Genomic DNA, 20,460 nt, shown 5'->3' with positions numbered 1-20,460 from the left:
GCTACGCGGGACTGCGTCCCGATCTCGCCCAAGTGGGCCCACCACTTGGGCTCGTCGCGCCTTGCACTCGACGCAAAGTCCTCGGTGATCATCCGCGCCCCCTCATGAAATATCCGGGCTAGCTAGCAGCCGTCGACTTCATCCGTTTTCGACGCCGCCAGCGGCAGCTGCAGCACCAGCCGCGGCAGCGCGCCCAAGGGCTCGGCGATGAACTTGCCACCGATCTGCTGCACCGCCTGGTTAAGCCATAGAACGCCCAGACGGGCATCTTCCAGCTTGGCATCCCGAGCATCTTCGATGCGCCTGGCCATCAGCCCGGCCGGATCATCGAGCAGCAAGCGACAGTGCTCCGCCTGCTGCTCCAGATGCAGGCCAAGGCGCGGATCGCGGCTGTGCAGTTCGCGCGCCAGCGCCAGCCACTCGCGCAATATCAGCTGCAGGCGTGCGCCATCGACCGCCACGTTGGGCCGCAGTTGCTGATCGACCAGTTCGATCCGCGGCTCTCCGGCCCGCCGATCACCGGCTGTCATGCCCAGCAACAGATCAACCAGATCGACCGACTGCGCCTGCTCATCGCTGGCGCCCAGCGAGTTTTCCAGCACCTGCTCGCTGGTTCGCAGCAGCTCGCTGGCCGCCTGGGCAATCGCCGACAGACCACTACCGGGGTCGATGCTGGCGAAGTCATCCACCAGCAGGCGCTCGGCCTGCCGCCGCACCTGCAAGGCCGGCCGGCGCACCTCATCGCTGACCACCCGAAGTAATTGCCTGTTAAGTTCGGACAGACGCTCGGCCTTCTGTCGGCTACGCTGGGCATCGTCCAGCGCACTCTCCAGGGCTTCGACGTGGGCGCGCAGACGCGCGGACTGCAGCTGTCGCCAGCGCACCCGCTGCAGCAAGCCAAAGGCGACCAGACCCAGCACCACCAGCAGCCCGGCCAGCAGCCACAACTTGCGTTGCTGGCTGGCGCTTTGTTGCTCCTGCTGTGCCTCCTTAGCCCGCAATTCCATCAGCTCTCGATTGCGGCGCTCGTCCAGATACTGCGCGCTCAGCATCGCCTGGCGCTGCTTGGCCTGAGCGGACTCCAGGCTGGCACGCTGCTGCTCCGCCTCGCGCTGCCACTGCAGCGCGCGTCTGAAGTCCTCACTGGCACTCTCGATCGACACCCCCAGTTCGGCAATCTTGGCGCGCCGACGCGGGTCGTCGATCTGCAGAGCGAGATTCCAGGCAGTCAGCAACTGCCGGCGCGCGGCGGAGAGATCGTCCTGCTGTCCCGAGCCGCCGGCCTGGAAGCGCTTGAAGGCCAGCTTGGCTCGGCTGTACGCCGCACTCGCCTGCAGCGGCAGCGCATCCTCACCGATCAGCGGCATGGCCTGCTGCAGACGGGCCTCGGCCGATTCAAACTCACCCAGCTCAGCTTCAACGCCGGCCAGATTGATCAAGCTGAGTGCCTCCGAGCCCGGATTCTTTTCCTCGCGATTGGCTTCGATGGCGGCAATCAGCAGCCGCTGGGCCTCCCTGGAATCGTTGTCGATCTCGGCCAGATCAGCCAGATTGTTGTACAGGCCACCGACCCCGCGCTGGCTGCCCAGCGAGCGCTTCAGTTCCAGCGCCGCCAGATAGTGTTCGCGCGACGCCTCCAGATCGCCCATTTCGCCAAGCATGTTGCCGATATTGCCGAGAGCGGCCGACACCCGACGCTGGTCATCGAGTTCGCGGAACAAGGCCAGCGCCTGGCGGCTGTAGTCCAGCGCCTCGGCATTCAGACCGGCCAATGCATAGGTGATGCCCAGATCGGCCAGCACCCGCGCACGCAGGCGCGGCGGCGTACCGGCGTCCATCCGCTCGATCGCCTGCTTGAACAACAGCACGGCCTCATCGTAGGCGCCGGCTCGCCGGCGTAGCCAGGCAATCGCCGTTTCGGCCAGAATCAGCTGCACCGAATCGTTGGCGGCCAAGGCTTGTTCGCGCCACTGCCGCGCCCGCAAATCCGCTTCTGCCGCATCCTCGCCCTGCACCAGGGCACTGATCCGCGCCTCACCCTCGCGCACCGCATCCTGCGCCGGCAAAGGGCCGGCCAACAACACGATCAACAGCACTGAGTACACGCAGAACCTAGGACCTCTGCCCACACCATCCGCCTTCAGTCGCCCATGGTCCGCCGAGAGTAGCAGCTGAGGTGGAGTTTGATCGGCTCGATTCGACCATCCGAGCCGGCTTGCCGACCGCCGACACCAGGGGCCATGATTCGCTCAACGCCCCTGCCCTGAGCGGCCATGCACGCTTCCCGATTCCGTTGGCCGGTAGACCCGCAGCAGACCCGAGTACTGGTGGTCGAAGATGATTCCGACCACCAGTTGTTGCTGCGCTCCTTCCTCAACGTGATGGATCACGGCAACGTGGTGGCGGTACGCGATGCCGACAGCGCCCTGCGTGAGCTCGATTCACATCGTCCAGCGCTGGCCTTTCTCGATATCCGTCTGCCCGGCAAGACCAGCGGACTGCAGCTGCTGGAAACACTGAGCCAAAGGCCCGGTCGACCGTTCGTGGTGATGATGACCTCCGACTCCACCCTGCCCAACGTGCAGCAGGCACGCCAGCTCGGCGCCAGCCACTTCATTGCCAAGCCGTTCAATGGCAAGAAGGTGCATGAGACGCTGGAGCGGTTCTATGGCTGCGCTTGTCCGATGCTGGGGTAACTGGCCGGGGTGGGCAGGTTGGGTGTGTGATGTGCAAGAGCGGCGGGTCAAGACCCGCCCTACGCAATTTGCGGCAGCGGTGCGACGCCGGGGCCTTGCGGATCGATCCAGATATCCGGACTCAGTGGCGGTAGCCCGTGGGCGGCACGGGCGCGGTCGCACTGCGGGCTGGGCTGACCGAACTCCCAGGCCGGCTGCAATTCACGGCAGGGCGAGGGACGACGCTGGTAGATGCCGCAAGCGGCCCGTTCGCCGACCTCGCCGACCAGGGCAGTACAACGCGGCTGATAGGCCTGGGTGCCACGCATCACCAGACGATGCGGGTCGAGCTTTTCGGTCAGCTCGGCCGGGGTCTGTCCGCCCATGAAAGGATCGGCCTCGGACCAATGGAAGGCGACGCGGAAGAAAGCGCAACACGCGCCACAGGAAAGACAAGGATGGCCCATGGCCGCCCAGACTCACAAAGGGGGGAACACACCGGCAGCGGCCGGACCTGATCCTGCGCGACCGCCCTGAACTCAAGGTTCCATTGGCCGATCGCATCGGCGGCGTAGTGTAGTGAGCGCCGGGTCCGGCGGGAAGTGGATCGGCGCGCCGTTGGTCGGCCAGTCAGCCACAATCCGCCGGCCCGTCAATCGACGCGTCGGTCGGCACGCTGCCCAGCCGCTGAAGCACTTGCTCTGCCCCTCCCCAAAGATTGGGGAGGGTTGCAGGGGTTAGGGAGGATCTTTCCTGCCCCAGGGCCTCGCGTAGTGAGGTTCCTGGGTAGCCCCGAGTCTCGCTTCGCCAACCGCACACGGACCTTGAACCGAAGCGAGTAAGCCCCTTTCCACTGGCGGGAGAGGGGAGCAAAGCGCGACCTCAGCGAATCAATGGGTTACGCCATCGGTTCATGGAGAGCCCCGAGTCGCGCTGCGCGAAACCGCACACGGACCTTGAACCGAAGCGATTTGAAGCCCCTCTCCCCCGGCGGGAGAGGGGTTGGGGAGAGGGGGATGCTGACTTCGTTCGCCCCCTCCCCCACCAGGAGGGAGGAGAACGCGAGCTTGGCGAATCAACAGGTTACGACGTCGGTTCATGGAGAGCCATTCGATCAACAGCCGACCTGACAACTGTCATACCCAGCGCCTGACAGCCCGCACTGCAGCGCCGACGACGCCATCGGCATGCTGAATCCACCCAAGGCTCAACGCCCAATCAGGAGCTTCCCATGCAGGCCACCGTCCCTCTCCGTCCGACCGCAAGCCGCCCCTTGGCGCGTCTGCATCAAGTTGAAAAACGCTACGGCAACGTGCAGGCCCTGGCCGGCCTGGACCTGCAGCTCAAAGCCGGCGAAGTGCTGGCCCTGCTCGGCCCGAACGGCGCCGGCAAGACCACCACGATTGGCCTGCTGACCGGCCAATTGCAGGCCGATCGCGGCGAGGTCGAACTGCTCGGTGGCCGTCCGGGCGAACCGGCGGTGCGCCGCCGGCTCGGGGTGATGCTGCAGCACACTCGCCTGCCCGAGCAGCTGCGGGTGGCCGAACAGATCCGCCTGTTCGCCAGCTACTACCCAACACCCCGTTCGGTTGAGGAAACGCTTGAACTGTCCGGCCTGAGCGACCTGGCCCAGCGTCGCTACGAGGCGCTGTCCGGTGGCCAGCAGCGGCGTCTGCAGTTCGCCCTGGCCATTGTCGGTCGGCCCGACCTGCTGTTCGTCGATGAACCGACGGTAGGCCTGGATGTCGAGGCACGGCGGCAATTCTGGCGGGTGCTGCGGCGCCTGAAAGACGAGGGCTGTAGCCTGGTGCTGACCACCCATTACCTGGAGGAGGCCGATGCCCTGGCCGACCGCATCGTGGTGATCGACAAGGGACGCGTACTGGTCGAGGGCAGCCCAGCCGAGATCAAGGCGCGCGCCTGCGGTCGTCAGGTGCGCTGCCGCAGCGCGCTCGATCCACAGCTGATCGCCAGCTGGCCGGAGGTGCTCGAGCTGCACCACGAGCACGGCCGGCTGCAGATCCGCACCGAGCAGGCCGAAACCGTGGTGCGCCGGCTGCTCAATCAGGACAGCAGCCTGCAGGAACTCGAAGTTGCCGGTCTGGCCCTGGAAGACGCATTCCTGCAACTCACCCAGCCACACAGCGCCACGGAGCAAGCCGCATGAACCTCGCCCAATCAACTTCACCTGGCGTTTCACTGAGCCGCCTGTACCGACTGGAAGCCTGGTCGGAATTCCTGCGCAACTGGCGCACGCCGATGTTCGTCCTGCCCAGCCTGTGCTTCCCTGTGGTGTTCTACGTGCTGTTCGCCCTGGTCCTGCCCGGTCAGTGGGGCAGCTATCAGAAGGCAACCTACATGCTGGCTACCTACAGCGTGTTCGGCATCATGGGCCCAGCGCTGTTCGGCTTCGGTGTCGGCCTGGCACTGGAGCGCGAAAACGGCCTGCTGGAACTGAAACGGGTGTCGCCGATGCCGATCGGCGCCTACTTCTTTGCCAAGATCAGCATGGCGCTGATTTTTGCCAGCCTGATCTTCGCCCTGCTCAGTGTGGCCGGCATCGTGTTCGGACCGGTCGAGATCAGCCTGCTGGCCTGGGTGAAACTGCTGGCGGTGCTGCTGCTCGGCACCCTGCCGTTCTGCGCCCTCGGCCTGTTGATCGGCACCCTGGTCAAGGGTCAGGCAGCAGTGGCCGTCGTCAACTTGATCTATCTGCCGATGTCGGTGCTGTCCGGCCTGTGGATGCCGCTGTTCATCTTCCCCAGCCTGCTGCAGAAACTGGCGGTGATCTGGCCGAGCTGGCATCTCAGCCAGCTGGCGCTCAGCGTGGTCGGCCAGCTGCAGGGCGTGGCGATCGGGCAACACGTGGCCGCCCTGCTGCTGATGACCGTGGCCTTGCTCAGCCTGGCCGCCCTGCGCTGGAACAAGGTGTAAGCCGATGAAACTGAAGCTCCTTCTAGCCCTGAGCCTGGCCACCCTGATCGCCCTGCTGCTGCAATTCGAGCCGAGCCGCTCGCGCGACAGCACGCCCGAGTCGGAGCTGACCGCGCCGACCGAGTTCATCATCAGCGGCGCCAAGCTGTTTGATGGCCAGCGCTGGCAGTCTGAACAGTCGGTTTGGGTGAAGGACGGCCTGATTCACGCGGTCGGCGACAGGCTTGATCCACCCGACGATATCGTCCGCATCGACGGCACCGGCCATAGCCTGCTGCCCGGCCTGATCGATGCCCATGTGCACACCTGGGGCCCGGCACGCGAACAATTGCTGCGCTTTGGCGTGACCAGCGCGTTGGACATGTTCTCCGCCAGCAACAGCCTGGCGGCCCAGCGGGAACAGCGCACCCGCCTCGGCGCCACCACGCAAGCCGATCTATGGTCGGCCGGCAGCCTGGTCACCGCCGCCGGCGGCCATGGCACCCAGTACGGCATCAGCATCGACACCCTCGATCACGCCGAGGATGCTGCCGCCATGGTGCAACGCCGCGTTAAGGAAGGATCGGACTACATCAAGATCGTCTACGACAATGGCCATGCCTATAGCGGCGAGCCGCAGCTGCCGACCCTGGATAGGGAACGCCTGAAGGCGGTGATCGGAGCCGCCCATGCGGCCGGCCTGCTGGCTGTGGTGCATGTGTCCGATCGCGCCGCCGCAGCCGAGGCGGTGGAGCTCGGCGCCGATGGCCTGGTGCACGTGTTCCACGATCAAGTACTGGACCTGCAGCGCGACGGCGGCTGGATCGAACGCTGGCGCCAACGCGATGGCTTCGTGATCGCCACCCTCAGCGTGATCGCCGGCATGAGTGAGCCCGGCTACGCCGAACAGATCCAGGCCGACCCGGCGCTGGCACCCTATCTCGATAGCCAGCAGAAGCAAGGTCTGGGGCAACGCTTCCCCAGCGCGATGCAGACGCCCGAGCACCTGGCCAATGCGCTGGCCAATGTGCGCCTGCTGCATCAGGCCGGCATTCAGATCCTGGCCGGCAGCGACTCACCCAACCCCGCTACTGCTCATGGCGCCAGCCTGCACGGCGAGCTGCAACTGCTGATCGAGGCCGGCCTCAGCCATGAGCAGGCCCTGGCCGCCGCCACGGCGACACCGGCGCGTGTATTCGGGCTTGGCGATCGCGGCCGGATCGCCCCCGGGCTGCGCGCTGATCTGTTGCTGCTGGCGGGCGACCCCGGTGCCGATATCACTGCCAGTCGCCGGATCGATAAGTTATGGAAGAACGGCCTGCTGGTGGCCCGCCAAGCGCCGGCCGAGCAGTTGGCCGAACTGCGTGCACCGGCCTCACTTAGCTTCGATTTCAGTCGGCACGACGATTGGCAGGCCGGCAGCGCCGACAGCCGCTGGGTCGCCAGCAGTGACCAGATCATGGGCGGGCAGTCGAGCGCCGAGATCGATCGGATCGAGGCCGGCCTCGATCCCGGCGCCCTGCGTCTGCGCGGCGAGGTGCGCAGCGGTGCGCCGTATCCGTTCGCCAGCGCCATGCTGTTTCTGCATCCGCAGCCGATGCAACCGGTCGATGCGCGGCATTGGCGCTCGTTGCGCTTTCAGGCCCGCGGCAGCACACGCGAGTTCAGCCTGCTGCTGTTCTCCGGCGATGGCCAGCCGCCGATTCCGTTCAGCCTGCCGTTCCAGGGCGGGTCGGACTGGCAGGCTCACACGATCGATCTTGATCAGCTGAGCGCGGTCGATCGCGGTCGCCTGCGCGCGATTGGTTTCGCCGCCGGCCAGTCGGGCGGTGCGTTTGAATTGCAGATCGATCAAGTTGTGCTGCAATAGGCCGATGAGCAATGCCCTGATCCGTCCCGACAGCAATGAGCGCCTGCACCAGGTGGAACAGGCGCTGGACACACACTGGTTCGCCCGCCCGAGCTTTGTGCTGATCTACCTGTTCTTCGTGTTTTTCCCGCTGCTGTTTTCGCCGCGGGCCGATGGCCTGGCCTGGGGGCTCAGTCTGCTGGCCTGCGTGCTGTTCATCCTGCTGTTCCGATTCAGCACGCAGGCAAGGCCAGAGAACGCTGTGCGGGGCCTGCCCAGTGCCCTGCCCGCCCTGCTCAGCGCCGGCATCGGCTACGCCCTGATCCCGTTCAACCCGGGCGGCAATACCTTCCTGATCTATGCCGTGGCCATGCTCGGCCAGACTCAGCCGATCCGCCGCGCCGTGCTCGGTGCATTGCTGCTGCTTGGTCTGATGAGCCTGCAGTTCCTCTGGGTGATGCCGACACTGGCTATCGCCGGCGGCTACTCGCTGATGGTTTGTATCATCAGCGCCATGGTCCTGCTCGGGGTGTATTTTGCCCAATTGCAGGAGCGCCAGGTGGCCGAACTGAAGCGCTCGCGGGACGAAGTGCAACGTCTGGCGCAAAGTGCCGAGCGTGAACGTATCGCCCGCGACCTGCACGACCTGCTGGGCCATTCGCTATCGCTGATCGCATTGAAGAGCGAGCTGGCCGGCAAGCTGATCGAGCGCGATCCGCAGGCTGCCCGGCAGCAGATCGGCGAGATCGAGCAGGTCACCCGGCAGGCGTTGAAACAGGTGCGCGAAGCGGTCACCGGCTACCGCAGCGACGGCCTGGCCGCCGAAGTGGCGCAGGCCCGCATCAACCTGCTCGACGCCGACATCCGCCTCGAACAACACCTGATTCCACTTCCGATCAAACCGGAGGTGGAGTCGACCCTGACCATGGTGCTGCGCGAGGCGGTCACCAATGTCTTGCGCCACGCCGAGGCCAGATCGCTGGAGATCGAACTCAAGATCAGGCAAGGCCAGCTGTGCCTCAGCATCCGTGACGACGGCCGCGGCATCACCGCCAAGCAAACCGAAGGCAATGGCCTGCGCGGCATACGCGAGCGGCTGCGGGCAATTGGCGGCCGGCTGAGCATCGACAGCAGCCCCGGCCACGGCACCCGTCTGGATATCGCGATCGCGCAGAACTGGCAGTTGCCGGCGCCGGAGGGCGGACAATGATCCGCTTGCTGATTGCCGAAGATCAGGCCATGGTGCGCGGCGCCCTGGTCGCCCTGCTTGGCCTGGAGCACGATCTGCAAGTGATCGGCGAGGCCGGCGACGGCGAGTCCGCCTGGACGCAACTCCAGGCGAAGTCCCCCGACCTGCTGCTGACCGATATTGAAATGCCGCACTGCTCCGGCCTCGACCTCGCCGCCCGGGTGCAGCAGGCCGGTCTCAGCACCCGTGTGGTCATCCTCACCACCTTCGGCCGCGCCGGCTACCTGCGCCGCGCCCTTGACCACGGCGTGCGCGGCTTCCTGCTGAAGGACGCCCCCTCGGAACAACTGGCCAACGCTCTGCGCCAGGTCCACGCCGGCGGCCGCGCCATCGACCCGCAGCTCGCCGTCGCCGCCTGGGGCGAGCAAGATCCGCTCAGCGAACGCGAACGCCAGGTGTTGCGGCTGGCCGGTGAAGGCGCCAGTTCAGCCGAAATCGCCGAGCAACTCAGCCTGTCTCAAGGCACGGTGCGCAATTACCTGTCCGAGGCGATCGGCAAGCTCGGCGCCAGCAACCGCATCGAAGCCTACCGCGCCGCCCGCCAAAACGGCTGGTTGTAGGGCGGGTCTTGACCCGCCAATGTGCGCTCCCGCCCGCCGCTGCCCGCTTCCGTCCGCCGATGCGCCTCCCGTAGGCTGGCGCTGAGCGTAGCGAAGCCCAACGAACGCCCTCCAATCGCTCAAGCCCAATCAGGTACCCTATCCGCCTGCTTGCCACCCGCGTCGCCACCCGGCGGGTCAAGACCAACCACCGTTTCTGGATTCCGACCGTGAGTGAGTCTTTACTCCCCCTAGCCCTGCTGAGCCTCGGCTTCTTCTGCCAGTGGCTGGCCTGGCGGGTGCAACTGCCGGCCATTCTGTTCCTGCTGCTCACCGGCATCGTGCTCGGCCCGGTATTGGGGGCACTGGAACCGGATGCCTTGCTGGGCGACTACCTGTTCCCCCTGGTCTCACTCGGGGTGGCGGTGATTCTGTTCGAGGGCAGTCTGGGGCTGCGCTGGTCGGAGCTGAAAGGAGTGGGCCCGGCCGTGGCCAATCTGGTCAGTATCGGTGCGGTGATCAGCCTGCTGGTGCTGGCCGCTGCGGCGCATTACCTGGCCGGGCTCAGCTGGGAGTTGTCCTTGCTGTTTGGTGCCCTGACCTGCGTCACCGGGCCGACCGTGGTGGTGCCGATGCTGCGCTCGGTGCGGCCGAACTCACGCATCGCCAATGTGCTGCGCTGGGAAGGCATCATCATCGACCCAATCGGCGCCCTGTTCGCCGTGCTGATCTTCAACTGGATCCTGCTCGGCGTCGGCCGCGATACCCTCGGCGAGGCGCTGCAGGCATTCGGCATTACCACCGCCGTCGGCACCGTATTTGGCCTGGTCGGCGGCGTTGGCCTGGGTTATCTGCTGCGTCGCCACTGGATTCCGGAATACCTGCAGAACTACGCCGCCCTGGTCGCCGTGCTCGGCGTGTTCGCCATCAGCAATGCGGTGGCCCACGAATCCGGCCTGCTGGCGGTCACCTTGATGGGCATGTACCTCGGCAACCGGCCCGAGCTGCATATGGACGATATCCTCGACTTCAAGGAGCACCTCAGCACCCTGCTGATCTCCCTGCTGTTCATCCTGCTCGCTGCCCGTCTAGAGTGGCCCAGCTTCCAGCTCGCCCTGGCCGGCTGCACCCTGCTGGCGGTGGCGATGCTGATCGCTCGCCCGTTGTCGGTGTTCGTTTCGGCCCTGGGCAGCAGTCTGTCCTGGCGCGAGCGCGCCCTGATTGCCTGGATCGCTCCGCGTGGCATCGTCGCCGCCGCGGTATCGGCGCTGTTTGCGCTGAAGCTGGAAGCTGCCGAACTGACCGGCGCTGAACAACTGGTTCCCCTGACCTTCATGCTGATCATCGGCACCGTGGTGATTCAGAGCGCCACTGCCCGCAGCATCGCCCAGCGCCTCGGTGTCACCGAGCCGTCCGACAATGGCGTGCTGATCGTTGGCGCCACCCCGGTCGCCCGCGCCATCGGCAAGGCCCTGCTGCAGCAGAAGATCGAGGTACTGATTGCCGACGACGATTGGCTGGCGATCCGCGCCGCGCGGATGGACGGCCTACCCACCTATTTCGGCAACCCGGTCTCCGAACACGCCGATATGCATCTCGATCTCACCGGCATCGGCAACCTGCTGGCCGCTTCGACCCGACGCGAGATCAACACCCTGGCCTGCGTCCGCTTCGAACCCGAATTCGGCCGCGAGCGGATCTACCGCATCCGCATTTTCGCCCCGGGCGAAGCACCCAAGCAGACCATCTCCGGCACCATGAAAGGCCGCATCCTGTTCGGCCCGGAAATCACTCAACGTTCCATCGAAGAACGACTCGGCAAGGGCCACAAGATCCGCGCCACCAAACTCAGCGAAGCCTTCGGCTGGAAGGAGTACCGCGAGAAGCACGGCGACCAGGCCCTGCTGCTGTTCGCCATCGACGACAAGGGCCAGCTACGCCTTGCCGCCCAGGACGCCGAACTCGTGCCCAGGCCCGGCTGGACAACGGTGGTGTTAAGTGCTGGCGCACCATCCAACGACGCGGTCAAACCAGCCGACGCAGGCAACGGCGAGACGGCCGGACAGGCGTAGGTCGGGCCATGGGCCGACATCGGGCGTTGCAACCCACCGTCGGTGTTTGAAAGCGACCACAGCGACTGCGGCGGGCTGATGCGCCACAAGCGTAGGTCGGGTCTTGACCCGACATCGGGCGTAGAACCCCGCGGCGTAACAAGACGACAGCGAACCAACAACAGCAACTGCGGCGGGCTGAAACGCCAGACGTCGGGTCAAGACCCGACCTACGGATGCTCCGCTTCTGCATGGACCTTTTCGCGGCGCAGCAGGTACAGACCACTGGCGACGATGATGCCGGCGCCGACAAAGGTGATCTGATCGGGCAGCACCCCGAACAGGGCCAGATCCAGGCCGACGCCCCAGGCCAGGGCGGTGTACTCGAACGGCGCGATCAGCGAGGCTTCGCCCAATCGAAACGCTTCGGTGATGGCGTACTGACCCAGGGCCCCGGTCAGGCCAACGCCGATGATCAGGCCCCAGTGGCCGCTATCGACCGGCCGCCAGCTCGGCCAGGCAAACAGGGCCGAACCCAGGCTGAGCGAGATCAACATCCAGAACATCAAACTCTGTGTGGTGTCGGTACGCGACAGCACCCGCACCATCACCGAGGATAGCGAATAGCCGACCGCGGCGCCGAGTACAGCCAGTCCCGCCCAGGAGGCCACCCCGGCCAGACCACTGGGGGTCGGGCGCAGAATCACCAGCACGCCGACCAAGCCGATCACGATGGCGGTCCAGCGCCGCGGCCCCACCTTCTCGCCGAGGATCGGCACCGCCAGGGCGGTGACCATCAAGGGCGCGATAAAGAAGATCGCGTACACCGTAGTCAGTGGCAGCAGCTGAAAACCGTAGACGAAGCCGGCCATCATCGCCACCGACAGCGCACCACGCAGCAATTGCAGGCCCCAGCGAATCCGCCACAGGGTGGCAAAGCCGGTGCTGAGACCGATCCACACCAGCACCCAGGGCAGCGAGGACAGTCCGCGCAGGGTGGCCACCTGCATTGCGCCATAGTGCACGGTGAGCAGCTTCAGCCCGGCATCCATCAAGGAGAACAGGCCGATCGCCAGCACCATCATCAGGATGCCGCGCAGCGACTGACGTCGCAGCTCATCCGCACTCAGCACACGATTCATTACCGCTCCGCTCCGCCACGACCCACGCCCGGCAGGCCGGCATGATCGAACCGAGGCCCGCCGCGGTCAATTGCCACACGGCGTAAACGTGACCTCGGTTCGACAAGCTCACGGCGAGCCGGCGCAGGCGTGTTCAGCTGGCAGTCGCTACCATGCCGACCCCGCACGCCGAGTCGACCCGATGTCCGCACCGCTGCTCTCGAACGCCATGCTCACCGCCGCCCTGCTGGCAGGCCCGGCACTGGCCGAGCCGATCGTGATCGATGGCGTCATCGACGAGGCCGAATGGGTCGGCGCGCAGCGCTTCGATCAGTTCGTCGCCGTGCAGCCGCTGAACGGCGCCCCGGCCCCGGCCGACCGCCGCGCCGAGGCATTCCTGAAGTCGACCCCGCAAGGCCTGGCCTTTGCCATTCGCGCCTGGCATCCGCCCTCGGTGCCGCAGACCCGCAGCCGTCGCCAGCGCGACGATGGCACGCCGGTCGATCGCTTCAATGTGATGATCGACTTGGATGCCGATGGACGGGTGGGTTATGACTTCACCATCACCACCGCCGGCGACATCATGGACGAGGTGATCAACAACGAGAACAGCTTCAACAGCGACTGGGACGGCGCCTGGCAACACGCCGTGACCGACGTCGAGGGCGGCTACAGCGCCGAGTGGCTGATTCCCTGGAGCATCGCTCAGATGCGCAACTCCGGCGCCCCGCGGCGCACCATCGGCATCTACTTCGACCGCGTGATTGCCGCCACCGGCGAGCGCTATGCCTACCCCAACGCCAGCTTCCAGCGGCCGCGCTTCGTCAGCGATTTCGCCCGCATCGAGATCGATCAGTACCAGCAATCACAACTGGCCGTTACGCCCTATGGCGTACTCATGCACGACCGTATCACCGCCGACAGCGAGTTCAAAACCGGCGCCGATCTGTTCTGGAAACCGAATGGCGATCACCAGTTCGCCTTTACCTTCAATCCGGATTTCGGTCAGGTCGAAAGCGATGAGTTGGTGGTGAATTTCAGTGCGCTGGAAACCTTCTTTTCCGACAAACGACCATTCTTCACCGAGAACCAGAGCTACTTCGATCTGCAGCACAACCTCGGCACGCTTTTCTACACCCGTCGGGTCGGTGGCAGCCTGGACGATGGCAGCGGCGCCGCCGATATTCATGCCGCGGTGAAGGGCAATGGCAGCCTGGGCCAGCTCAACTACGGCGTGTTCGCCGCCCAGGAAGACGGCGTCGCGGGACGCGACTATGCCCTACTGCGCAGCACCTATGGCGGCGAACAACTCACCCTTGGCCTGACCCAGAGCCACACCCGCCGCCCGTTTCTCGATCGCAGCGCCGATGTAACTGCCGTCGATGCACGCTGGACCCCCAACAACCAGTGGCTGCTGCGCCCATTGATCATCCATAGTGACAGTGAAACCGCAGGACTAGGACAGGACGGCTACGCTGGCGGACTGAGCGTCGACTGGGATATGCCCGGCCCCTGGCGCCAACAGTATTTCGCACTGTACAGCGACGACAGCTTCGAGCTGAACGATCTTGGCTACCAGCAGCGCAACGATTTCCGCTATTTCGAGTGGGAGAGCGGCTACCGACAGGACCATCTCAATGCCGACTCGCGCTATGCCAGCCACGCCTGGGAGTTCGAATGGGCCTACCGCGAGAACACCGCCGGCCAGAAGCTGCTGAACAGCTACACCGCGCAGCGCTACTCTGAACTGCGCGATGGCAGCAATCTGTTCGTGCTGCTGCGCTGGCGCGAATCGGCCTTCGATGACCGACTCTCGCGCGGCAATGGCGCGGTCCCGATCAAGGCCGGCCCGCAGTTATTCATCGAACGCAGCATCCCGCGTCGCGGCGACGCCGCGCTGAGCTGGTACTGGGCCTTTGAATCGTTCCCCGATGCGGTGGGCGGGCAGAGCTATTTCGCCGGCCTGCAACCGCGCTGGCATCTGAACAGTCACGTTGATCTTGACCTCGGTCTGTACGCCTGGCGCCAGAACGATTGGCTGCTATGGCAACAAGACCGCGAGTTCGGCAGCTTCAGCAGCCAACGCGCCGAGCTGTATTCCAACCTCAACTGGTTTCTCGGCGACAAGCAGGAACTCCGGGTGAAACTGCAGGCGATCGCCATCGATGCCAGCGCCAGGCAGGCGCGTCGACTCGATACGGCGGGCCGTCTGCTCGACAGCGATGCCGAGCTGAACGACTTCCAGTTGCGCAATCTCGGCTTTCAATTGCGCTATCGCTACAAGCTTGGCCCGCTCAGCGATATCTACGCCGTCTACAGCCGCGGCGGGTATGCCATCGACGAGTTTGAACCTGGCCAAGCGCACGGCGGCCTGAATAGCGGCCTGGAGGATGTGTTCTCGCTGCGCGACGACGACCAGTTTCTGCTCAAGATCGCGTATCGTTTCGAGCTGTAGTGCTCACACCAAGCAAGCGCGGAGAAACGCGGTTCCGATGACGGCTCCCCCCATCCAACTGATTGGCTTCGATGCCGACGACACCCTGTGGCGCAGCCAGGAGTATTTCGATCAGGCCCAGGCCGAGTACGAAGCCATCCTCGGCCGTTACCTCGATGTGCAGAATCACACCGTGCACCAGCAGCTGCTGGCCACCGAGCGCCGCAATATCAAGCTGTTTGGTTACGGCGCCAAGGGCATGACCTTGTCGATGCTGGAAACCGCCATCGCCCTGACCGAGCACAGGATCAGCGCCAGCGACCTGGCCAAAGTACTGGAACTGGGCAAGGCGGTACTTGAACACCCGGTTGAGCTGCTGCCCGGCATGCGCCAAGCAGTGGAAGACATTGCCCTCCGCTTCGACACCGTACTGATCACCAAGGGCGACCTGTTCCACCAGGAACGCAAGGTGCGCGAATCCGGCCTTAGCGACCTGTTCCGCCGCATCGAGATCGTTTCGGAGAAGGATCTACCCACCTACACCCGCCTGTTCGAAGAATTCCAAATCGCCGCCGCCCAATTCGTCATGATCGGCAACTCACTGCGCTCCGACATCGAACCCGTAGTGCGTCTGGGCGGTTACGGCATCCACATCCCCTACAGCACCACCTGGGCCCTGGAGACCGAACACGGCCTGGAAGCCGACCACCCCCGCGTCCGACAAGTGCAACAGCCCAGCGACATCGCCGCCGCACTCGCCGAGTTTGGCTGAGTCGGGATTCGGGCGTCGAGCGTCGAGCGTCGAGCGTCGAGCGTCGAGCGTCGAGCGTCGGAAAAGCATAGCCCCTCCCCCCTCGCGGGGGAGGGGTTGGGGAGAGGGGGAAGCGCAGGCACAGGGGAAAGCAAACGAACAAGGCCGCGCCACAATCGCTCCGGAACGCCCTCTCCGATGTTCAGGCAGAACTGCAGGGCCGATCCTTTCCCGCCCCAAGTGCCTCGCGAATCGAAATTCCCGAGCAGAAGCAGCCATCGCGCAACACACGCAACGCGCCACGCCACGTTGGGCCGGCTCTGGCCCGCCAATCCCTGGGGCAGCCGCCCCAGCTGTCCCGCGCGATGCTACCCTTCGATCCACAACTCAAGGTTACACCGAGGAACAAGCCATGTCGCACTTGCTACGCTCCACCCCCGTCCTGGTGGTTGAAAAAGTCGAGCCTTCACTCGCCTTCTTCGAACAGCTTGGCTTCCAGAAGACCCTCGACGTGCCCCATGGCGACGGCCTCGGCTTCGCCATCCTGGAAGCAGGCACCCTGCAGGTGATGCTGCAAAGCACTGCCTCGGTCACCGACGATATGGGCAAGGAGCAGACCAACCTAGGCCGACACTGCGCCCTGTTTATCGAAGTCGACAACCTCGAACTCGCCTATCAGAGCGTCGCCGACTATCCGGTCTTCCTGCCCCGGCGCAAGACCTTCTATGGGGCCGACGAGATAGGCGTGATAGAGCCCGGCGGCCATCACGTGACTCTCGCCCAATTTGATCGCTGAACCGGGCAAGGGCAACAGTTGATCGGCCCGCACATCCAATGGGCTGCGCACCGCGTTCGCGCCACGGCCCAGCACATGGGTATAGATCTGCGTCGTACTGACATCGCTATGACCCAACAGCTCCTGCACAGTGCGAATGTCGTAGCCGGACTCAAGCAAGTGGGTGGCAAAGCTATGCCGAAGCGTATGGCAGGTGGCCGGCTTGATGATCCCCGCTTCAGCCACCGCCCGCTTAACTGCGCGCTGCACCACGGTTTCTGACAGATGGTGGCGCATGGCCTTGCCGCTGCGAGGATCAAGCGAACGCTTTGGCGCCGGAAAGAGATACTGCCAACCGGCTTCCGCTGCTGCGCCGCGGTACTTGCGATCAAGGGCATCTGGCAGCCACACGCGTCCAAACCCGGCCGCCAGATCCTGTTGATGCAGCGCCAGCGCCAGTCGTCTCTGCGCATCCAGGCCGCCGATCAAACTCATCGGCAACATCGAACGTCGATCCTTACCACCCTTTCCGGCGCGAACGATCAGCTCGCAACGCACCAGATCGATATCCTGCAAGCGCAGTCGCAATGCCTCCATCAGACGCAGTCCGGACCCATACAACAGCCCCGCAACCAGCGCCGGCGTCCCGGACATGCGCCCCAATACCGCTGCCACCTCATCACGCGACAGCACCACAGGGAGTTTCGCCGGCCGCTTGGCCCGCTTGATGTCATCCATCCAGGGCAAGTGACGCTGCAGCACCTCGCGAAAGAAGAACAACAAGGCCGCCAACGCCTGATTCTGCGTTGCCGCAGCTACCTGCCCCTCGCTCGCAAGCACGGTCAGGAAGCTCTCCACCTCCAACTGGCCCAAAGCCTCCGGCCGCCGCCCCGGAAACGCCCGCAGAAACCGCACAATCCACCCCAGATACACATGCTCCGTGCGCTTCGCCAACCCCAAGCGCCGGATCCGCTCGCGCGCAACGTCCAACACATCAAACCGCTCAAACCCACCCCCATCCGGCCCAGGAATCCGGGTACCCAGCCCCACCCCCTCATCCGCCCCCATCCCACCCAACCGCCGCCCCAATCGCTTCGCCATGTCCGCATAACTCCCAGGAAACACGGCGAGGTTATGCGGCGCCCACCCCAAGCACCATCGGCAAAACGCGTTGATTCGAGTAGGATTTGTCCTACCCCACCCCCCTTCCCAACCGATTATTCCGGCAGACTACATTGCAAATGGCGTCGAATAATCAATCGAATAGCAGTTAGAAGCCAATGGGAACCCTTGAGGATGTTCTTAAGAGCATTGGTGACGCCTGCGAGTTCTCTAGCATCGACACGCTCGGGCCTAATACAAGAGGCGCCTTTTCCGTGCGCCCGTTGCATGTAGCTGCGATTCGGGGCGATTGCGTTGCAATTCGGACGCTCGTCTACGCTGGCGCGGAGATCAACTGTCTTGGCGAACACGGGTTCTCTCCACTGATGGAGGCCGCCGCCCAAGGTCACGTCGACGCGTGCAAGCTGCTGATCGAGCTCGGTGCAAAGTCACTTCCCAATGAAGCCGGACAGGTGCCAAGCGAGTATGCTGAAGTCTCTGGCTACAGCGAGCTTGCGGCTTGGCTAGCCGGCCATGGCTTCTAACTACGTATTCGAGCTGACCGTTGGGAGAGGTGATCGTGTTTACTGCTAGTCTGTCGGTCAACGGCAGCTCAATACGGCGTTAGAAAGCAATGTGAGCGCTTGGCGGCCATCGACGCCTTTACCACTGCGGAGCCGATCTGTGGAAGATGAGCTATGAAGAGTCAAATTTTCGCTGTGTTCTTGATGCTTGTCACCACTGACCCCAGTGCGAGCGACTCATCGACGCACTGCGGTGCTTCTGAAGAGGTCTTCTTCTCCTGCAACTTGGAGGGCTCGGCAAAGACGGTTTCCCTCTGTGGCGAAAGCAGTGAATACGGCTCGCCTAAGTGGGTGCAATATCGCTTCGGCACCCTTGGCGACGCAGAGTTGGTATTTCCTGCAAAAAGGGATGGTTCCCTCGAGAAGTTTGGGGGCGTACATCAAACCGCCAAAGCAATCGGTCTCAACATCATGGAGGTTTGGTTCCGAGTTGGTGTTTACGACTACATGATCGAGCACATTTCCGGTGGAGAGTGCGAGGAGCAGTGCGAAGATTCAAATGATCTCGTCGTCTTTAAGAGGGGAAAGGCTGTCATGAAGCTAGAATGCCGCGCGCCTGTAATCAACAACCTGTGGCCTCTATACGGCCATATCTCTGCTGATCAATCCAGACGCCCATGATTCTCTCAAGACTTTCGCGTTGCTTTCTAACTACGTATTCGAGCAGACCGTGGGGAGAGATCGCGGTGTTTCCTGATATGCTCATGCGCCACGGCTGCTCAATACGGCGTTGGGCGGCTCTTTGTGGGCGCGGCAATCTTCCAACGCTTCGGAGAACTCTGTGAGTCTCTTGCATATCGCCTTGTCAATTTGGCTCATTAGTATCGGCCTTTTGTTCTGGCGTTCAACTCTCGTCGGAGTCGCGCGTCCGCTGCACGCTGTACTTGCACTTCCGGTCCTAGCGCTGTTTGTCACACTCAACGTGATTGTTGTAAACGCTTTGGTCCCGGGGGCCTATTCAGCACTGCGCTGGTTTAAGGAATCGGACTATTTTTCCAGCCTTGAGCCGTACGCCGCATTCGTTATCTACGGCTCAGTTCCTGCCCTACTTTTCTGGCTGTGGTTGTCCTTTCTGCGCAAGCTGAGCAACTCCGCGAGTCCTTCCGATCTCTGAGTGCGTATCCTAGCCCCCTGGTTTTCGGCCGGAGCCGCCCAACTACGTATTCGAGCAGACCGTGGAGAGATGTCATGGTGTTTTCTGATACGCTTTCGTGCCACGGCTGCTCAATACGGCGTTAGGCTAACGATGACATTCATCGAGGCATTCTTCGCCATTTTCGCCGAGCTGCTCAACGTTGAAACGTCACTGTACGCAGCGCTAGCCGCATGCCTTGCGGTGGTATCGTTTCTCTGGCGCCGTCAGCTACGGAATGCGCGTCAGTCCAGAATTGTGCTCGGCGCTGCATCACTCTGGCTCGCCATTCCTGCTGCGGCAGCAATAGGTTCTTTCTTCCGTTTCTCTGGGGCGTCCTCGTCTGGCGGCGTTGAATTCAGCGAATTCGGCGCTGCGCTGTCTGCGAGCGTCTTGCCGCTGGTGGCGCTAGTATCGGTTGCTCTATTTACAGTCGGGTCGGGGGTTCGGGTTAATGTTCTTGGCATCACGCTTCCGTTACTCCTCTGCCAGTTCTGGTTCTCTTTCTTGGCTGGCTGCGCCATCGTTGGTGTTTGTGCCTAGGTGTCGTTACCCTAACTACGTATTTGAGCTGACCGTTGGGAGAGGTCATGTTGTTTTCTGAAATGTTGTCGGCCAACGGCAGCTCAATACGGCGTTAGCTTACATGAGTGATTCCATTGAGCGCTTGATCTGTGGCGCCTTCGAAAATACGTCGCTGGAGGCTCACACTCCCATCTCCGTGGATACATACGACGATGAGGGCACTGAATCACATTTTGTTGGGACACACTGGACCGACCACAACGCAACGACCCTTCAGAAATTCGCCTCTTCGCTCTTATTCTTCACACCCGAGGCAGCCGCGCATTTCTTGCCGGCTTTTCTACTCGCTACGCTACAGGCGCCTGAGTCCAACCTTGCTGAGTCAACGATACGATTTCTGTCTCCTCCCAAGGGAGATGCGTCGCGTCCCAGCTTTGACGCATGGTGGAGCCTACTCTCTCGCAAACAACAACTGGCCGTTGTAGCATTTCTTCGGCGCGTCCCTGAGGCTTGGCCGGGCGAGCACGACGCTTCGGCATCAGCGCTTGAGGGCGCGGTGCATGTAAGCTAACTACGTATTCGAGCAGACCGTGGGGAGAGGTCATGGTGCTTTCTGATATGTTATCGGCCCACGGCTGCTCAATACGGCGTTAGTCCACTGCGGTTTCTGACAGCGGCATGGAGGTTGGTGGGTCGAAGCTCGGGGTGATCGAACGCTTCGGCCCCCGTCGGCGCAAGAGCTTCGTGCGCATGCCTTTCAG

At 63.6% G+C, this 20,460-nt stretch carries 17 protein-coding genes and 1 pseudogene; 14 read left to right on the top strand and 4 right to left on the bottom strand.

The window, feature by feature from the left end; translation table 11 throughout:
- Positions 1-122 precede the first annotated feature (122 nt).
- The gene (locus tag IFO71_RS19975; protein ID WP_192031451.1) at positions 123-2,105 is read right to left on the bottom strand and encodes a tetratricopeptide repeat protein; all 1,983 of its coding nucleotides are present in this window, start codon (positions 2,103-2,105) and stop codon (positions 123-125) included.
- A 168-nt stretch (positions 2,106-2,273) separates the two neighbouring features.
- On the opposite strand from IFO71_RS19975, the gene IFO71_RS19970 reads away from it, so the two are divergent.
- Positions 2,274-2,696: a response regulator gene (locus tag IFO71_RS19970; protein ID WP_192031450.1), complete on the top strand. Its 423-nt coding sequence runs from the start codon at positions 2,274-2,276 to the stop codon at positions 2,694-2,696.
- Between the two features lie 59 nt (positions 2,697-2,755).
- On the opposite strand, the gene IFO71_RS19965 is transcribed toward IFO71_RS19970, so the two are convergent.
- The gene (locus IFO71_RS19965; protein ID WP_192031449.1) at positions 2,756-3,142 is read right to left on the bottom strand and encodes a YkgJ family cysteine cluster protein; all 387 of its coding nucleotides are present in this window, start codon (positions 3,140-3,142) and stop codon (positions 2,756-2,758) included.
- A 764-nt stretch (positions 3,143-3,906) separates the two neighbouring features.
- Between IFO71_RS19965 and IFO71_RS19960 the strand changes: the two genes are divergently transcribed.
- The 6 genes from IFO71_RS19960 (at position 3,907) to IFO71_RS19935 (ending at position 11,297) form a co-directional block, all read left to right on the top strand.
- On the top strand, positions 3,907-4,842 hold the full coding sequence (locus tag IFO71_RS19960) for an ABC transporter ATP-binding protein (RefSeq protein ID WP_192031448.1): 936 nt from the start codon (positions 3,907-3,909) through the stop codon (positions 4,840-4,842).
- A complete protein-coding gene (locus tag IFO71_RS19955) occupies positions 4,839-5,609 on the top strand; it encodes an ABC transporter permease (RefSeq protein ID WP_192031447.1) in 771 nt (256 codons plus the stop codon). Before IFO71_RS19960 ends, IFO71_RS19955 begins: the two co-directional genes overlap by 4 nt.
- Before the next feature lie 4 nt (positions 5,610-5,613).
- Positions 5,614-7,458, top strand: a complete 1,845-nt coding sequence (locus tag IFO71_RS19950; protein WP_192031446.1) for a CIA30 family protein — start codon at positions 5,614-5,616, stop codon at positions 7,456-7,458.
- A 4-nt stretch (positions 7,459-7,462) separates the two neighbouring features.
- The gene (locus IFO71_RS19945; protein ID WP_192031445.1) at positions 7,463-8,647 is read left to right on the top strand and encodes a sensor histidine kinase; all 1,185 of its coding nucleotides are present in this window, start codon (positions 7,463-7,465) and stop codon (positions 8,645-8,647) included.
- Positions 8,644-9,246 (top strand): response regulator transcription factor, encoded by a 603-nt coding sequence (locus tag IFO71_RS19940; protein ID WP_192031444.1) that lies wholly within the window; start codon positions 8,644-8,646, stop codon positions 9,244-9,246. Before IFO71_RS19945 ends, IFO71_RS19940 begins: the two co-directional genes overlap by 4 nt.
- A 209-nt stretch (positions 9,247-9,455) precedes the next feature.
- Positions 9,456-11,297, top strand: a complete 1,842-nt coding sequence (locus IFO71_RS19935; protein WP_192031443.1) for a cation:proton antiporter — start codon at positions 9,456-9,458, stop codon at positions 11,295-11,297.
- A gap of 209 nt (positions 11,298-11,506) precedes the next feature.
- Here the strand turns inward: IFO71_RS19935 and IFO71_RS19930 are convergent, their stop codons facing one another.
- Positions 11,507-12,418, bottom strand: a complete 912-nt coding sequence (locus tag IFO71_RS19930) for a DMT family transporter (RefSeq protein WP_269749994.1) — start codon at positions 12,416-12,418, stop codon at positions 11,507-11,509.
- A 181-nt stretch (positions 12,419-12,599) separates the two neighbouring features.
- Between IFO71_RS19930 and IFO71_RS19925 the strand changes: the two genes are divergently transcribed.
- Both IFO71_RS19925 and IFO71_RS19920 read left to right on the top strand, forming a co-directional pair.
- The gene (locus IFO71_RS19925) at positions 12,600-14,852 is read left to right on the top strand and encodes a DUF5916 domain-containing protein (protein ID WP_192031442.1); all 2,253 of its coding nucleotides are present in this window, start codon (positions 12,600-12,602) and stop codon (positions 14,850-14,852) included.
- Between the two features lie 37 nt (positions 14,853-14,889).
- Positions 14,890-15,603 carry an HAD family hydrolase gene (locus tag IFO71_RS19920; RefSeq protein WP_192031441.1) on the top strand — a complete coding sequence of 238 codons (714 nt, stop codon included), beginning with the start codon at positions 14,890-14,892 and terminating at the stop codon, positions 15,601-15,603.
- An 808-nt stretch (positions 15,604-16,411) separates the two neighbouring features.
- On the opposite strand, the pseudogene IFO71_RS19915 reads toward IFO71_RS19920, so the two are convergent.
- A pseudogene (locus IFO71_RS19915) lies at positions 16,412-17,350 on the bottom strand (integron integrase); the annotation flags it as partial.
- Between the two features lie 287 nt (positions 17,351-17,637).
- On the opposite strand from IFO71_RS19915, the gene IFO71_RS19910 reads away from it, so the two are divergent.
- The 5 genes from IFO71_RS19910 (at position 17,638) to IFO71_RS22710 (ending at position 20,270) form a co-directional block, all read left to right on the top strand.
- A complete protein-coding gene (locus IFO71_RS19910; protein ID WP_192031440.1) occupies positions 17,638-18,003 on the top strand; it encodes an ankyrin repeat domain-containing protein in 366 nt (121 codons plus the stop codon).
- Positions 18,004-18,156: 153 nt separating this feature from the next.
- Positions 18,157-18,663, top strand: coding sequence for a hypothetical protein (locus IFO71_RS19905; protein WP_192031439.1), 507 nt, complete (start codon positions 18,157-18,159; stop codon positions 18,661-18,663).
- A 160-nt stretch (positions 18,664-18,823) separates the two neighbouring features.
- Positions 18,824-19,156: a hypothetical protein gene (locus IFO71_RS19900; protein ID WP_192031438.1), complete on the top strand. Its 333-nt coding sequence runs from the start codon at positions 18,824-18,826 to the stop codon at positions 19,154-19,156.
- A gap of 132 nt (positions 19,157-19,288) precedes the next feature.
- Positions 19,289-19,717: a hypothetical protein gene (locus IFO71_RS19895; protein ID WP_192031437.1), complete on the top strand. Its 429-nt coding sequence runs from the start codon at positions 19,289-19,291 to the stop codon at positions 19,715-19,717.
- Positions 19,718-19,820: 103 nt separating this feature from the next.
- A complete protein-coding gene (locus IFO71_RS22710; RefSeq protein WP_425502927.1) occupies positions 19,821-20,270 on the top strand; it encodes a DUF6714 family protein in 450 nt (149 codons plus the stop codon).
- Positions 20,271-20,460 lie beyond the last annotated feature (190 nt).

This window comes from Pseudomarimonas arenosa, from assembly GCF_014841215.1.
Lineage (GTDB): Bacteria > Pseudomonadota > Gammaproteobacteria > Xanthomonadales > Xanthomonadaceae > Pseudomarimonas > Pseudomarimonas arenosa.
Note: the sequence above shows the minus strand (reverse complement) of the source record. Positions and strands in the feature narration are given on the sequence as shown.